Annotated in this window: 15 protein-coding genes; 7 read left to right on the top strand and 8 right to left on the bottom strand. The window is 73.1% G+C overall.

The features are described from left to right. Nucleotides 1-76: 76 nt before the first annotated feature. The gene (locus QCD66_RS10420) at nucleotides 77-868 is read left to right on the top strand and encodes a hypothetical protein (RefSeq protein WP_364215171.1); all 792 of its coding nucleotides are present in this window, start codon (nucleotides 77-79) and stop codon (nucleotides 866-868) included. 671 nt (nucleotides 869-1,539) lie between these two features. On the opposite strand, the gene QCD66_RS10415 is transcribed toward QCD66_RS10420, so the two are convergent. The 4 genes from QCD66_RS10415 to QCD66_RS10400 all read right to left on the bottom strand — a co-directional run bounded on the left by QCD66_RS10415 (nucleotide 1,540) and on the right by QCD66_RS10400 (nucleotide 4,977). Then, nucleotides 1,540-2,319 (bottom strand): HAD-IIA family hydrolase, encoded by a 780-nt coding sequence (locus tag QCD66_RS10415; protein ID WP_212820657.1) that lies wholly within the window; start codon nucleotides 2,317-2,319, stop codon nucleotides 1,540-1,542. A 16-nt stretch (nucleotides 2,320-2,335) separates the two neighbouring features. Beyond that, the gene (locus QCD66_RS10410) at nucleotides 2,336-3,373 is read right to left on the bottom strand and encodes a ferrochelatase (protein ID WP_375736698.1); all 1,038 of its coding nucleotides are present in this window, start codon (nucleotides 3,371-3,373) and stop codon (nucleotides 2,336-2,338) included. Between the two features lie 84 nt (nucleotides 3,374-3,457). Then, entirely contained in the window at nucleotides 3,458-4,225 is a 768-nt protein-coding gene (gene fabI, locus QCD66_RS10405; protein ID WP_364215180.1) for an enoyl-ACP reductase FabI, read from the bottom strand. A 20-nt stretch (nucleotides 4,226-4,245) separates the two neighbouring features. After that, nucleotides 4,246-4,977 (bottom strand): beta-ketoacyl-ACP reductase, encoded by a 732-nt coding sequence (locus QCD66_RS10400; RefSeq protein WP_364215183.1) that lies wholly within the window; start codon nucleotides 4,975-4,977, stop codon nucleotides 4,246-4,248. Nucleotides 4,978-5,376: 399 nt separating this feature from the next. Here QCD66_RS10400 and QCD66_RS10395 point away from each other — a divergent pair, with 399 nt between their 5' ends. Next, a complete protein-coding gene (locus tag QCD66_RS10395; protein WP_364215186.1) occupies nucleotides 5,377-5,541 on the top strand; it encodes a hypothetical protein in 165 nt (54 codons plus the stop codon). 84 nt (nucleotides 5,542-5,625) lie between these two features. Here QCD66_RS10395 and QCD66_RS10390 read toward each other — a convergent pair whose 3' ends face one another. The 3 genes from QCD66_RS10390 to QCD66_RS10380 are packed head-to-tail and all read right to left on the bottom strand — an operon-like array spanning nucleotide 5,626 to nucleotide 8,659. Further along, a complete protein-coding gene (locus QCD66_RS10390) occupies nucleotides 5,626-6,576 on the bottom strand; it encodes a VWA domain-containing protein (RefSeq protein ID WP_364215189.1) in 951 nt (316 codons plus the stop codon). Further along, nucleotides 6,573-7,538 carry a DUF58 domain-containing protein gene (locus QCD66_RS10385; protein ID WP_375736699.1) on the bottom strand — a complete coding sequence of 322 codons (966 nt, stop codon included), beginning with the start codon at nucleotides 7,536-7,538 and terminating at the stop codon, nucleotides 6,573-6,575. The genes QCD66_RS10390 and QCD66_RS10385 overlap by 4 nt, the downstream gene beginning before the upstream one ends. Beyond that, a complete protein-coding gene (locus QCD66_RS10380; RefSeq protein ID WP_407567094.1) occupies nucleotides 7,517-8,659 on the bottom strand; it encodes an AAA family ATPase in 1,143 nt (380 codons plus the stop codon). The genes QCD66_RS10385 and QCD66_RS10380 overlap by 22 nt, the downstream gene beginning before the upstream one ends. A gap of 365 nt (nucleotides 8,660-9,024) precedes the next feature. On the opposite strand from QCD66_RS10380, the gene QCD66_RS10375 reads away from it, so the two are divergent. From QCD66_RS10375 to QCD66_RS10365, 3 genes are all read left to right on the top strand, one after another. Continuing rightward, nucleotides 9,025-9,255 (top strand): hypothetical protein, encoded by a 231-nt coding sequence (locus QCD66_RS10375; RefSeq protein WP_375736701.1) that lies wholly within the window; start codon nucleotides 9,025-9,027, stop codon nucleotides 9,253-9,255. A 40-nt stretch (nucleotides 9,256-9,295) separates the two neighbouring features. Continuing rightward, a complete protein-coding gene (locus QCD66_RS10370; RefSeq protein WP_357539579.1) occupies nucleotides 9,296-9,829 on the top strand; it encodes a PH domain-containing protein in 534 nt (177 codons plus the stop codon). Nucleotides 9,830-9,944: 115 nt separating this feature from the next. Beyond that, on the top strand, nucleotides 9,945-11,363 hold the full coding sequence (locus QCD66_RS10365) for a PH domain-containing protein (RefSeq protein ID WP_407567093.1): 1,419 nt from the start codon (nucleotides 9,945-9,947) through the stop codon (nucleotides 11,361-11,363). Nucleotides 11,364-11,437: 74 nt separating this feature from the next. Here the strand turns inward: QCD66_RS10365 and QCD66_RS10360 are convergent, their stop codons facing one another. Further along, entirely contained in the window at nucleotides 11,438-12,544 is a 1,107-nt protein-coding gene (locus tag QCD66_RS10360) for a phosphatase PAP2 family protein (protein ID WP_375737201.1), read from the bottom strand. A 172-nt stretch (nucleotides 12,545-12,716) separates the two neighbouring features. On the opposite strand from QCD66_RS10360, the gene QCD66_RS10355 reads away from it, so the two are divergent. Then, a complete protein-coding gene (locus QCD66_RS10355; protein ID WP_357539584.1) occupies nucleotides 12,717-13,127 on the top strand; it encodes a thioesterase, FlK family in 411 nt (136 codons plus the stop codon). Continuing rightward, on the top strand, nucleotides 13,124-13,954 hold the full coding sequence (locus QCD66_RS10350) for an MBL fold metallo-hydrolase (protein WP_364215210.1): 831 nt from the start codon (nucleotides 13,124-13,126) through the stop codon (nucleotides 13,952-13,954). Before QCD66_RS10355 ends, QCD66_RS10350 begins: the two co-directional genes overlap by 4 nt. Nucleotides 13,955-14,424: the final 470 nt, after the last annotated feature.

Raw genomic sequence — 14,424 nt, 5'->3', positions numbered from 1 at the left:
CCGGCCACATCACGACGGTCATTTCGACGCGCCGCTGTCGAGACAGGGCCGGCGGGCACCACGTACCCTTGCTCGCATGTCCCCCGCAGCAGGCGCGGCGACCCTCGCTGTGCGTCGTTCGAGCCGGTTCGTGGCCTGGGTACGGGCATGGCGAGCCGGGCTGGTGCCATACGACGAGGTTGCCGACGAAATCGCCGGCGACGAGGAGCACCTGGTCGCGGACGCACCCGGCGCGTGGACCGACCTGCCGCTCCGCGACGCCCTGCCCACCCTGTCGAAGCTGTCGCCCGACGAGATCCGGCTGGCCCTGCCCGCCCCCGGCGACCCGCGCGGCCTGCCCGGCCCCGGGCCGTTCGCCGGCGCCGCCCTGGTCGCCGGCGAGGCCGTCGTCGCCCGCGGCCTCGGACTCATTCCCGAGGTACGCAGCCACACGTCCGGCTCGGGCATGACCTTCGAGACGGTGCTGTGGCGGGTCTATCCGCTGCCCGAGGAGGCGCACACCGCCGGTCTCGGCGCCCCCAGCGCCGCCGAAGCCGAGGCCGAACTGTCGGTGGCCCTGGCCGAGGCGACCGCCACCCTGACCCGCCTCGACGTGGCCCACTGGCGGCCGGAGCTGGCCGGGGCGCTGGCGGCGCTGCGCAAGCCCGACAGCGCCACCGACCTTCCGCCCGGTTTCGACCCCCGGGCCCGCCGGCTGTTCGCCCGGGCCAGCGTGCTCGACCGGGTCCTCGCGCTCGCCGAGCACGCGGCACCCGGCGGAGCGATCAACGGCTACGAGGCGCAGCAGCGTGACGCGGCACTACGCCCGCTGACCACCGCCTGCCGCCGCGCCCTCGTCGCCGCCTGCAACGCCCCCCTGAGCGCCTGACGCTTCCCGGACCCTCGGCGCGCCCCGGACGCGCACGGAGCGCACTTCCCCGCTGTGCAGGCTGTGCGGGCTGTCCGGCCGGCGCCGGCCCGACCGCGCGCTGGCCTGAACGGCACTGGGCACTGGCCCGACCGCGCGCTGGCTGGCTGGCGCTGGCGCGGTCGCGCTGGCCGGCGCCGGCCTGCTGCCAGGTGTCCCTTGCCGGCCAGGGCGATGTTCGGGGCGCCGCCGCCGGACGGTACCGGTCGTCTCCCCGGCTCCGAGCAACGAGTCGCCGGCCGACCGGGTGGGCGACGGGCGGTGATGTCAGCAGCGCGTGGCTGGCAGGCGGCGGCAGGGTACGAACGATCCGGCCACATAATGCTGTTGGCGGCCACAGCGAATTCGCTGTTTGTACAGCGAATTCGCTGTGAGGCGCGACAGCGATACCGCGCCAGCCCCGTCGGCTCCCGGCCGGGGGCCAGGTCGCGGCCGCCGACCACCGCCGTGAACCGATAGGCCTGGTTGCCCGTTATGGCCGGACCAGGACGCGTATGGCCGGACCAGGGCGCCACGACCGCCACGATCACGGAGAAGTCGTGCCCGCGATCCACCCTTTTGTCGCTCAACAACTCCTTGATCAACGCAACGGGGCGCCATGGCGGCAGCGGAGGCGGGGCGGGGCGGCGGGGTCAGATCTCGTCGATCAGATCCGCGACCGAGCCGACGATGCGGGACGGGCGGTAGGGGTAGCGCTCCGCCTCGGTGCGGGTGCTGATACCGGTCAGCACCAGCACCGTCTCCAGCCCGGCCTCGAGGCCGCAGAGGATGTCGGTGTCCATCCGGTCGCCGATCATCGCGGTCGTCTCGGAATGCGCCTCGATCACGTTGAGCGCCGACCGCATCATCATCGGGTTGGGCTTGCCGACGAAGTACGGCTCGACCCCGGTCGCCTTGGAGATCATCGCGGCGACCGAGCCGGCCGCCGGCAGGGCGCCCTCGATCGACGGACCGGTCGGGTCGGGGTTGGTGCAGATGAACCGGGCCCCGTCGTTGATCAGGCGGACCGCCTTGGTGATCGCCTCGAAGCTGTAGGTGCGGGTCTCGCCGAGCACCACGTAGTCGGGGGCGAAGTCGGTCAGGATGTAGCCGACCGCGTGCATCGCGGTGGTGAGTCCGGCTTCGCCGATGACGTACGCGGTGCCGCCCGGCCGCTGGTCGGCGAGGAACTGGGCGGTGGCCAGCGCCGCCGTCCAGATGGCGTGCTCGGGCACGTCGAAGCCCATCCGGGTGAGCCGGGCCTGGAGATCACGCGGCGTGTAGATCGAGTTGTTGGTCAGTACCAGGAACGGCTTGCCGGACGAACGCAGCCGGTTGATGAACTCGGGCGCCCCGGGCACCGGCTGCCCCTCGTGCACCAGCACGCCGTCCATGTCGGTCAGCCAGCTCTCCACCGGCTTGCGGTCGCTCATCGGGTCTCCAACGGTGTCACGGTCGGCGGGCGGGTGCGCAGCAGCCGGGGCAGGTGTCCCAGACCGGGAGCGTACCGAGCCGGCGTCGCGGGGCGGTGTCACCCGGGTGAGCCGCGCCGACGCCGCGCTCCGCGACGAGTTCGCGGACCATCGTGACGAACCTCGGGTCGGTGCCCGGGGTGCCGGCCCGGACGAAGTCGAGACCGACCTCCTTGGCCGTGGCGGCGGCCTCGGTGTCGAGGTCCCACACCACCTCGAGGTGGTCGGAGACGAAGCCGATCGGGCTGACCACGACGCCGGTGGTGCCGGTGGCGGCCAACTGGCGCAGGTGGTCGTTGACGTCCGGTTCGAGCCACGGCACGTGCGGCGGCCCGGACCGGCTCTGCCAGACCAGGTCGTACGGCAGGCCGGGGGCGGCGGCCGCGGCGACCAGCCCGGCGGTCTCGTGCAGTTGCGCCTGGTAGCGGCCGCCTTCGGGGCCGGCGCCCGCCGCCATCGAGGTCGGGATCGAGTGGGCGGTGAAGACGATCCGGGTGCTGCCACGTCGGGCCGGGTCGAGGGTGCCGAGCGCGGCGCGTACGGCGTCGGCGTGCGGTTCGACGAATCCGGGGTGGTCCCAGAACTGACGCAATTTGTCGATCAGGGGCGCGTCGGGTCCGACGGCGGCCCGGGCGGCGGCGATGTCGTCCAGGTACTGCCGGCACGACGAGTAGCCGGCGTAGGCGCTGGTGACGAAGGCGAGGGCGTGCCGTACGCCGTCGTCGCGCATCCGTGCCACGGTGTCGGCCAGCATCGGGTGCCAGTTGCGGTTGCCCCAGTAGACCGGCAGGTCGACGCCGTTCGCGGCGAGGTCGGCGCGGATCGCGGCGATCAGGTCACGGCACTGCTGGTTGATCGGCGACACGCCGCCGAAGTGCTGGTAGTGCTCGGCGACCTCGGCCAGCCGCTCCGGCGGCACGCCCCGCCCCCGGGTCACATTGGCCAGGAACGGCAGGACGTCGTCGGGGCGCTCGGGCCCGCCGAAGGAGACCACCACCAGTGCGTCGTACGGCATGGTCCCCATTCTGTCCCGCGACGCCGCCGGCCGGTCGCCAGGGCGGCCCGGCCGGCGGCGATCGTGGCGGGTTTCACCGCCCGGTCAGGCGCCCAGCGCGTGGTAGCCGCCGTCGACGTGCACGATCTCGCCGGTGGTGGCCGGGAACCAGTCGGACAGCAGTGCCAGGCAGGCCCGGGCGGCCGGCTCCTGGTCGGTCAGGTTCCAGCCCAGCGGGGCCCGGTCCGCCCAGGCGTCCTCGAACTGCTCGAAGCCGGGAATCGACTTCGCCGCCATGGTGCGCAGCGGGCCGGCCGACACCAGGTTGCTGCGGATGCCCTTCGGACCGAGGTGCAGCGCCAGGTAGCGGGACGCCGACTCCAGGCCGGCCTTTGCCACGCCCATCCAGTCGTAGACCGGCCACGCCTTGGTCGCGTCGAAGGTCAGCCCGACGACCGCGCCGCCCGGGCCCATCAGCGGCAGTGCCGCCATCGCGAGCGACTTGTACGAGTACGTCGACACGTGCAGTGCCGTCGCCACGTCCTCCCAGGGCGCGCTGAGGAAGCCGCCGCCGAGGCAGCTCTGCGGGGCGAAGCCGATCGAGTGGACGACCCCGTCGAGGCCGTCGACGTGCTCGCGCACCTTGTCGGCCAGGCCGGCCAGGTGCTCCTCGTTGGTGACGTCCAGCTCGATCACCGGCGCGGCCTCGGGCAGCCGCTTGGCGATCCGCTCGACCAGCGACATCCGGCCGAAGCCGGTGAGCACGACCTGTGCGCCGTTCTCCTGGGCCAGCTTGGCGACCGAGAACGCGATCGACGCGTCGGTGATGACGCCGGTGACGAGCAGCCGCTTTCCGGCCAGCAGTCCAGACACGTACAGATCCTCCGTCTTCGTCAGTGACCCATGCCCAGGCCGCCGTCGACCGGGATGACGGCGCCGGAGATGTAGCCGGCAGTGTCGCCGGCCAGCCAGGTGACCACCCCGGCGACCTCGTCGGGGTCGGCGAACCGGCCGGCCGGGATCAGCTTGCGGTATTCGGCCTTGCGGTCGTCGGGCAGCGCCGCGGTCATGTCGGTGTCGATGTATCCCGGGGCGACCACGTTGGCGGTGATGTTACGGCTGCCCAGCTCCCGGGTGATCGACCGGGCGACGCCGACCAGGCCGGCCTTGCTGGCCGCGTAGTTGACCTGGCCGGGACCGCCGAACAGGCCGACCACGGACGAGATGAAGATCATCCGGCCCCACTTGGCGCGCAGCATCTTGCCGGCGGCCCGCTTGGCGCACCGGTACGCCCCGTTGAGGTTGGTGTCGATGACGCTGGTGAAGTCGTCCTCGGACATCCTCAGCAGCAGTGTGTCGGCGGTGATGCCGGCGTTGGCGACCAGCACCTCGACCGGCCCCAGCTCGGCCTCGACGGCGGTGAAGGCGGCGTCGACGGCGGCGCTGTCGGTGATGTCGCAGCGGACCCCGAACACGCCCTCGTGGTATCCGCTGTCACCGTCGGCCGCCCCGGCCCAGCGACCCCGGTGCGTGATCGCCACCCGGTCGCCCTGCTTGGCGAACGCCTGGGCGATGGCCAGCCCGATCCCCCGGTTTCCCCCGGTCACCAGCACGGTACGCGGCACGGTCATTCCTCCAGCGGTTCTTCCGACGGGTGCGCGAAGGACACTAGGCGCTACCGACAGGTAAGCAGTAACCCGCCCCCCATGATCCTGGTGATCAGGGACCGGGTCCGCGTGTCGTCCGGTGGGTCGGGGTACGCGCTCCCTGATCACGCGGATCACGGGCCGGCCGACACGGATCAGGGCGCGGTGAGCGCCGCGGCACGGCGGGACGGGTGTAGCATCGGCGCGGTCTGCACGGCTCCCCACGACCGATGGAGGTGATCGCTGTGCGAGATAGCGATCCTCTCAGTCGTGGCCGGGCCGACGGTCCGCCGCGCTGAGCCAGCCTCAGCCCGAGCCGACCCCGCACCCGCTCGCGTCGCACCCCCGCTCCCCGGCCGCCGCCGGGACCGGTCCCGTGTGCGGACACCGCGAGCCGCCCTGCCGCGACTGACCCCAGCGTGTCCCCACGTCCCGCGCCAGTCGCCACCGGAGACCCCGATGAACCGCTACGTCGCCCCGCTGGGCTTCACCCTCGCCGCCGTCTGGATCCTGGTCGTCGTCGTCCTGGTCAGCCCGCGCTGAACCGGCCGCCGGCCCGGGACACGCCGGGCCGAAACACGTCGGGCCGGCCGCGAGGCGCATCCCCGCGACCGGCCCACGTCCGCGTCACGGCAGCCGCGACGTCCACAGCAGACTCATGGCGGCCGCCGACAGTGCGAGCAGCAGCGCCACTCCGGCGTACCACTGGGTCACCTCGCGCGGCTCGGTACGGTGCCCGATCGAGCTGCCCATGTCCTCGTACACCTGCTTCAGCTCGGTGACCGACGCCGCCTCGTAGAAGAAGCCCTGCGTCGTCTCGGCCAGTTCGGCCAGCGCCAACCGGTCGACCGGCACCCGCTGGCGGTGGCCGCCGATCTCGACCTCGCCCGAGTCGGTGCCGAACGCGATCGTCGACACCGGCACGTTCGCCGACTGTGCCATCGCCGCGGCCTCCTCCATCGACCGGCCCGAGGTGCGGTAGCCGTCGGAGAGCAGCACGATCCGGGCCGGCGGGATGCCCTGCGCCCCGTCCGCCGGCACCGACCGGATCGCCTCCAGGCAGGTGAAGACCGCCTCACCGGTCGCGGTCGCCTCGGCCAGCGTCAGACCGTCGATCGCCTGGATCACCGCCGGCCGGTCCTTGGTCGGCGGGACGAGCACGTTCGCGGACTTGGCGAACGCCACCAGCCCCAGGTTGTAGGTCTCCGGCAGCTCGGCGACGAACTCCTTGGCCGCCTCCTGCGCCGCCTCGATCCGGCTCGGTTCGACGTCGCCGGCCTCCATCGACAGCGACACGTCGATCGCGAGCATGATGGTGGCCCGCTCCAGCGGTTCCTCGGTGTCGACCGACGGCCGGGCCATCGCGGTCGCCAGCGTCAGGAGGCTGAGCAGGAACGCGGCGGCCGCCACGTGCCGTCGCCAGCCGAGCCCCTTGGGCGCCAGCGTGCGCAGCAGGTCGACGTTGGTGAACCGGACGGCGTACGACCGGCGCCGGAACTGGCGCCACACGTACGCGCCCGCGACGGCGAGCACCGGCAGCACGGCGAGCAGCCACCACGGTTGCAGGAAACGGATCATCGTGTGGTCCCTCTGGTGCGGGCGTGTCGCTGCGCGGCGACGAACTTGACCATGTCGAGCAGCCAGTCGGAGTCGGTCCGCAGCCGCAGGTGGGCCGCGCCCGAGGCGCGCAGTTGGTGGGCGATGGCGGTGCGCTGCGCCGAGGCCGCCTCGGCGTAGCGGCGGCGCAGCTTCGGGTCGGCGGTCTGCACCTCGTGCAGTTCGCCGGTCTCGGGGTCGACGAGCGCGATCACCCCGACGTCGGGCAGCTCCAGCTCGCGCGGGTCGACGACCTCGATCGCGAGTACGTCGTGCCGCAGCGCCAGCTTGCGTATCGGCCGGCCCCACTGCTCCGGCGGGGTGAGGAAGTCGGAGATCACCACCGCCACGCCCCGCCGCCGGGGCGGCCGGTTGAGCAGGTCGACCAGCGCGCCCAGGTCGCTGCGACCGGGGCGTACCCGCGTGCCGACGATGGCGCGCAGCAGGCCCTGCGCCTCCTTGCGGCCGGGCCGGGCCGGCAGCCGTACCGGCGTGCCCTCGCCGGTGCCGACGACCGCGCCGATCCGGTTGCCGCCCCGGACCGTCAGGTGTGACACCGCCGCGGCGGCGGCCACGACCAGGTCGCGCTTGAGCCACCGGGCGGTGCCGAAGTCGAGACTCGCCGACAGGTCAACGGCCAGCCACGTCTCCAGCTCGCGGTCGGCGACCGTACGCCGCACGTGCGGGACGGTGGTGCGGGCGGTGACCGGCCAGTCCATCCGCCGTACGTCGTCACCGGGCCGGTATTCGCGGGACTCCCCCGCCTCGGTGCCCGGCCCCGGCAGCAGCCCGATGTAGTCGCCTTGTAGCAGGCCGTCGAGCTTGCGGGTGACCAGCAGTTGCAGCTTGGACAGTACGGCCTCGGCCCGGCCGGAGCCGCCGCCCCCGGTCAGGTGGGGGACGGGCGGGCTGCCGGCTGGGGTCACGGCAGCCGCCCGGGCCATCCGGCCGGCTGACCCGGCCCGGCCGGCACGGTCTGCGGCGCCGAGTTCTGCCGGGGCGCGACCGACGGCAGCGGGATCGTGGCCATGATCCGGTTGACGACGTGGTCGGCCGGAATGTCGTCGGCCAGCGCGTCGTAGCTGAGCACCAGCCGGTGCCGCAGGATGTCCGGCGCGATGTCCTGCACGTCCTGCGGCAGCGCGTAGTCGCGGCCGCGCATCAGCGCCAGGGCCCGGGTGGCGCGCACGATGCCGAGCGAGGCGCGCGGGCTGGCGCCGTACTGGATCAGCGGGGCGATGTCGGCCAGGCCGTGCTCGGCCGGCGACCGGGTGGCCAGCACCAGCCGTACGGTGTAGTCGACCAGCGCGTTGTGCACGAACACCTGGTCGGCCTTGCGCTGGAGCCCGATCAGGTCGGTGGAGGTGAACACCGGGTCGGGTTCGGGGGCGCTGATTCCCATCCGGTAGACGATCTCGCGTTCCTCCGCGTCGGTCGGGTAGCCGACCAGGATCTTCATGAGGAAGCGGTCGCGCTGCGCCTCCGGCAGCGGGTAGACGCCCTCCTGCTCGATCGGGTTCTGGGTAGCCATGACCAGGAACGGGTCGGGCACCCGGTGCGTGGTTCCGCCGATCGACACCTGCTTCTCGGCCATCACCTCCAGCAGCGCCGACTGCACCTTCGCCGGCGCCCGGTTGATCTCGTCGGCGAGCAGGAAGTTGACGAAGACCGGCCCCAGCTCCACGTCGAACTTCTCGCTGCCCTGCCGGTAGATCCGGGTGCCGACGATGTCGGCCGGCACCAGGTCGGGGGTGAACTGCACCCGGGCGAAGCTGCCGCCGACGACCTTGGCCAGCGTCTCGACCGCGAGCGTCTTGGCCACCCCGGGTACGCCCTCCAGCAGGCAGTGGCCACGGGCGAGCAGCGCCACGAACATCCGCTCGACCATCCGGTCCTGGCCGACGATGACCCGCTTGACCTCGAAGAGGGCGCGCTCGAGCAGGGTGGCGTCCTCCGCCGGGGTGCTGGTGCCCTTGGTCAGCGGACCGGCCGGCGGGCCGCTGCGGGTGGGCGGGCCGCCGTTGGCGGCGTCGGTCGGGGTGTCGGGCGTGGTCGGCTGGGCCACCGGTCCTCCGAGGCGGGTTCGCGTATATCGGGCTGGAAGTCCGTGCGTCGGTCTGACGTTACTGCGGCAGTCTGTGGAGCGGCTGCGGCCTTAAGACTTACACGCCGCCGCGACCGCCCGGACGGCGAGAACCCGAAATCAGGTTCGAGAACCGGATGAACCGGCGTCCCGCCAGGGTAGACACACAGGGGTCGGTGATGTGTACGATGCAGCCGTCGCCGGGCGGCTTCCCCCGTGGCCGCCCGGCGCTAAAAACTCTCCGGTGCTGAAACTCCCGGCGCTGAAATTCTCCTGCGCCGCCCCGGCGTGTCTCGGTGGACGCCCCGTGCCCGCGCCGGCATCCCGTCGCCCGTAGACTCGCGACGATGGCCGATCCTCTTGCCCAGGTCGAGACACCGGAGTGCTCCGCGAAAGGTTGCCGGGCCGCGGCGCAGTGGGCGCTGCGGTGGAACAACCCCAGACTGCACACCCCGGAGCGGCGCAAGACCTGGCTCGCCTGCGACACGCACCGCGAGACGCTCGGTGACTTCCTCGGGGCGCGCGGGTTCCTGCGGGACGTCACACCGTTCACGCCATCGCCTACGCTCGAAGGATGACCGCGCACTCCGTGATGACCGAGCCGACGGGGACGACGAAGTGACCGACGGCGCTCCCGTTCCCGCCGCACCGGCGGCGCGCCCGCTCGACCCGCTGGAGCCGTGGCCGGACACGGTCGACTGGCAGCCCGTCTCACGCGATCTGATCTGGGTCGAGTTGGTGCGGCTCGCCATCCTGATGGTCTTCCTGCTCGGCGGGGTCGGGATCGCCTGGGCACTGTCCGGGCACTGGACGCTCGGGCTCGCGTTCGGCCTGGTCACCCTCTTCGGCCTGGTGCGGGTCGTCACGACCGTCCGGGCCGTACGCGCCTGGGGTTACGCCGAACGCGACCACGACCTGCTCGTCCGGCACGGCCTGCTGGTCCGCCGGCTGTCCATCGTGCCGTACGCGCGGATGCAGTTCGTCGACGTGTCGGCCGGGCCCCTGGAACGCGCGTTCAACCTCGCCAACGTGCAACTGCACACCGCGGCGGCGGCCAGTGACGCCAAGGTGCCGGGACTGCGGCCGGCCGAGGCGTCGCGGCTGCGTGACCGGCTCACCGCCCTGGGCGAGGACCGGGCGGAGGGCCTGTGAACCCCGAGCCCTCGCCGGGACCGGTTCCTCCCGGTCCGGGCCCGCAGCCCGCGCCCGGAACCGGCCCGGCGCCGGGCGCGACGCCCGCGGCCGGCCCGGCGCCAGGGTGCCGCCCGTGCCGGGCGCGGCGCCCGGGGTCGGCCCGGCACCGGGGCCCGGCGGCGTCGAGCCGCGGCAGCGGCTGCACCCGCTGAGCCCGTTCCTCCACGGCGCCAAGTCGCTGCTCGCGATCATCGCCGCGATGTCGTGGTCGACGCTGTCCCGGGTGGGCCTGGGCTGGTTCGCGCTGATGGTCGTCCTGCTCCTGCTCGGCTCCCTCGTCCTCTACGTCGTGAGCTGGTACAACACCGGCTACCACGTGGTCGGGCGGGAGTTGCGCATCCACGAGGGGCTGTTGTGGCGGCGTACCCGGGCCATCCCGCTCGAACGGCTCCAGGCCGTCGAGGTCGTCCGCCCACTGCTCGCCCGGCTCTCCGGACTGGCCGAACTGCGACTCGAAGTGGTCGGCGGCGGCAAGACCGAGGCGCCGCTGGCCTACCTGCGGATCGCCGACGCCGCCGTGCTGCGTGAGCGCCTGCTCACCCTCGCCGGCCGGGCCGGCGCACCCGCCGTGGCACCGGCCGGCGTACCGCAGGGGGCGCCCGGCCCCGGCATGCCGGCGCCGGGACCGGCCGGGGTGGTGCCGACCAAGCCGGTCGAGGTGGCCGGCCGCGACCTGCACGCGGTCTCCAACCGCGACCTGCTGGTCAGTCAACTGCTGACGCCGCAGGCGTTCCTGGTGCCGTTCGGTGTCGCCTTCGTGCTCTACCAGTTCCTGTCGGCGGCCTCGTTCTCGTTCATCGCCGTCGCCAGCGGGCTGACCGCACTGGCCGGCGTTTTGCTCCAGCCGGTCCGCCGGGTCGTCGACGACTGGAACTTCCGGCTCGTCCGCGAGGACGAGCGGCTGCGGGTCCGCCACGGCCTGCTCGAGACCCGCGCCCAGACCGTGCCGCTGGTCCGGGTCCAGGCCATCGTCGCCACCTGGCCGCTGCTGTGGCGGGCGAAGGGCTGGCTCCTCCTGCGGCTGCACGTCGCCGGGGTCAGCGTCGGCGAGGGCGACAGCGGCGGGACCGACCGGCTGCTGCCGGTCGGGGTGCCGCCCACCGCCCAGTCGATCATGAACGAGGTGCTGCCCCGCGTCGACCTGGCCACCCTGCCGCTGACCACGCCGCCGGCCCGGGCCCGCTGGCTGCACCCGTTCGCCCAGCCGGTGATGGGCGCCGCGCTGACCGACGAGGTGTTCGCGGTCCGCTCCGGGCCGATCACCCGTCTGGTGATGGTCGTGCCGTACGCCCGGATCCAGAGCGTACGGGTGATCCAGGGCCCCCTCCAGCGGCGGCTCGGGCTGGCGACGGTCTACGCCGACACCGCCGGCGGCCCCAGCGCGGCGGCCGGTTCCCGCGACCTGCGGGAGGCGTGGGCGATGGCCGCCGACCTGACCGCCCGCGCCCGCCACGCCCGCGCCACCGGCGCCGCACCGTTCCCCACCGCCTGAACCCGCCGGACCGCGACCCGGTCGACGGAAACGCGAAACGCCCCGCACCGGCCCGGTGCGGGGCGTTCAGCAGTTCATCGCCCGGCGGGCGTCACCGACGGGTCCGGCGGCGCCGGTGGGTCGGACGGCTCCGCGAGCGGATCGGCGGCCGGTCGGACGGCCGGCGAGCCGGCGTCGACGGCCAGGGCCGGCTCCTCGGGTACGGCCCGGCGCGCCTTGCGGGCCCGCCACCAGCGTTCGCCGAGGCCGACGACGACGAACGTCATCCCGACGTACAGCCAGCCGACCAGCACGTCGATGATGTAGTGCTCGCCCGCGTAGACCAGGGTGAACGTCATCGCCAACGGGTACGACAGCAGCAGCGGCCACCACCTCTTGCGCACGTTGGCCAGGAAGAACACCACGACGAACAACGCGAAGGCGGTGTGCAGCGACGGCATCGCGGCCACCGGGTTCGAGGCGATCTGGCCGGCATTGAGCAGGTTGCCGGCGCCGTGCATACCGAACGCCCGCCAGCCCCGGGTGGAGATCCGGGCGACGTCCTCCAGCAGCCCGTACTGGGCCGCCCACCACGGCGGGGCCGCCGGGTAGAGGAAATAGGTCACCAGGCCGGTCGCGCACAGGAATCCCCAGCGCCGCATGAACTGGCCCCAGCGGGCCCGGTTGGTCATCCACAGCACCACCGCGGCGGCCAACGCGGCCACGAAGTGGGAGAAGTAGACCCAGCTCACCGCGACGTCCCACCAGTGGATCCGGTCCGGGTCGTAGAGCCGCTCCTGCAACCAGATCGTCGGCACCTCGCCGCCGGTGGCCCAGCCGATCAACAGGCGGTCGGCCACGATCAGGTCGAAGGAGTACGGGATCGCGCCGTTGTCGGCGAAGCCGCGGGAGAGGTTGTACAGCGCCAGCAGGACCACGATCGGCAGCCAGTCGCGGACGAACCCCAGGTGCGACCGGAACGGCCGCTCGCTGTTCCACGCGATCGTGGCGGTCCACAGCCACACGAAGGCGTACAGCGGATCCGTCGGCAGACCGATCAGCAGCCATCCGGCGACGAACGCGACCGACCACACGGTCATCGCGATCAGCCGGCGCCGCCTCGACGGGTCGCGGACGGGCGGATCCGGCGCGGCCGGCGGCTCCGGGAACGGACTGGTCTGGGAATCGGACAGGGTGGCCATCGCGGTCAAGGTTAACGGCGGGCCAATCCCACCCCGAAGGCAGTCACCGGCCGACCTTCCGGCACCGGCCCGATCCGGCCGGTCGGCCCCGCCGCGGCCGCACCGGCGGATCGGCGCGGTCGGGTGCCGGCAACGATGGCCCGACCGTATCGGAGCGCCTACGCTGAGGTGCATGGAGCAGCAGCCGGATCCAGGCTTCGCGCCCGGGCTCACCGCACACGTCGAACTGACCGTCACCGACGCCGACACCGCGCAGGCGGTCGGCTCGGGTGACGTACCCGTGCTCGGCACCCCGCGGGTGCTCGCGCTGGCCGAGGCGGCCACCGTCGCCGCGACGGCCCGGCGGATGCCGACCGGAATGACCACGGTGGGCACCCGCGTCGAACTCGACCACCGGGCACCGACCCCGGTCGGGCGCCGGGTCACCGCACACGCCCAGTTGGCCAAGGTCGACGGGCGGCGGCTGCTGTTCGAGATCGTCGTCACCGACGGGGACACCACGGTGGCCGAGGGGCGGGTCGAACGGATCCTCGTCGACCGGCAGCGGTTCGTCGCCCGGGCCTTCGGCCCCGACGAGTCGTGACGATCGCCTTCGCCGAGGTCGCCGACCGGGTCTACGTCCTGCGCCACCCACTGCTCGACGTCAACGTGACGCTGGTGGTCGGCGACGGGGCGGCGCTGCTGGTCGACACGCTGTCGACGGCGGCGCAGGCGGCCGAACTCGCCGTCGCCGCCCGACAGCTCACCACCGCCCCGTGGACGATCGTCAACACCCACCACCACTTCGACCACTGCTTCGGCAACGCCACGCTCGCCGGTGACCTGCCGGTCGCCATCTACGCCCACGAGGAGACCGCGCGGTTGCTCGCCGACGACGCCGCCGGAGTACGCCGCCGGGCGTACGAGGAGATGCTGCCGACCGAGCCGGCGCTCGCCGCCGAACTGGCCGGCACCGCCATCCTGGCCCCGACCCACCCGGTGCACCTGCTGTCCACCGTCGACGTCGGCGGCCGGCGGGTCGACCTGCACCATCTGGGGCGCGGGCACACGGCCGGCGACCTGGTCGCGCACGTACCCGACGCCGACGTCGTGGTCGCCGGCGACCTGGTCGAGCAGAGCGGGCCGCCGGCGTTCGAGGAGTCCTACCCACTGGAGTGGCCGGAGACGCTGACCGCGCTGCTGCGGTTGACCGGCGAGGACACCCTGGTCGTTCCCGGGCACGGTGCCCCGGTCGGCGTGGACTTCGTACACGAGCAGCACACCGGGCTGACCGCGCTGGCCTGGCTGATCCGCGACGGTCACGCCGACGGGGCGGCCGCCGCCGCGCTGGCGATGCGCTCCGCGTACGGCCCGGCCGTCGCCCTGCCCGCCATCGAGCGCGGCTACGCCGAACTATCCAACCGCACCTGACCCCGCCCTCTCCCTTCCCTCTCCCTCCAAGATCCGCGTGATCAGGGAGTATGTCGGGCGTGTCGTCGGCGCGTCGAGGCGGAAACTCCCTGATCACGGGGATCTTGGGGGCGGGCGTTGGGGCGGTCGCGGCATTCACCCTGCGGCTCAGGTGGACGCGTCGGGTAGCGCTGGCGTGGGCGCCGGCCGCTCTGACACCGGCGCCCGGCGGCTCGGGGCGCCCCACGGGAAGGCTCGGGCACCTGGGGCAGGGAGCCCGGGTGCACCAAGCTGAGGGCTCGGTCAGCGGGCCGACCCGGTCGTCATGATCGTCTGCAGTTGCGGCACTCCGGGTACGGCGTGTCGGGTGCCTGAACCGCAGACGATCAAGTCACCACCAGGAAGGACCTCCGACGGCGGGGCACGGCGCTCCAAGGAGCATGATCGTCTGCTGTCCGGCCGGTCGACACGCCGTGTACCAACAGCGGAAC

This window comes from Polymorphospora sp. A560, from assembly GCF_045781765.1.
Taxonomy (GTDB): domain Bacteria; phylum Actinomycetota; class Actinomycetes; order Mycobacteriales; family Micromonosporaceae; genus Polymorphospora; species Polymorphospora lycopeni.
The sequence above is the reverse complement of the archived record's forward strand: the minus strand, read 5'-3'. Positions and strand labels throughout refer to the sequence as shown.

Coding starts and splice junctions, on each gene's coding strand:
- QCD66_RS10420 (WP_364215171.1), top strand. CDS start 77: ATGTCCCCCGCAGCAGGCGCGGCGACCCTCGCTGTGCGTCGTTCGAGC.
- QCD66_RS10415 (WP_212820657.1), bottom strand. CDS start 2,319: ATGAGCGACCGCAAGCCGGTGGAGAGCTGGCTGACCGACATGGACGGC.
- QCD66_RS10410 (WP_375736698.1), bottom strand. CDS start 3,373: ATGCCGTACGACGCACTGGTGGTGGTCTCCTTCGGCGGGCCCGAGCGC.
- QCD66_RS10390 (WP_364215189.1), bottom strand. CDS start 6,576: ATGATCCGTTTCCTGCAACCGTGGTGGCTGCTCGCCGTGCTGCCGGTG.
- QCD66_RS10385 (WP_375736699.1), bottom strand. CDS start 7,538: ATGGCCCGGGCGGCTGCCGTGACCCCAGCCGGCAGCCCGCCCGTCCCC.
- QCD66_RS10375 (WP_375736701.1), top strand. CDS start 9,025: ATGGCCGATCCTCTTGCCCAGGTCGAGACACCGGAGTGCTCCGCGAAA.
- QCD66_RS10360 (WP_375737201.1), bottom strand. CDS start 12,544: ATGGCCACCCTGTCCGATTCCCAGACCAGTCCGTTCCCGGAGCCGCCG.
- QCD66_RS10355 (WP_357539584.1), top strand. CDS start 12,717: ATGGAGCAGCAGCCGGATCCAGGCTTCGCGCCCGGGCTCACCGCACAC.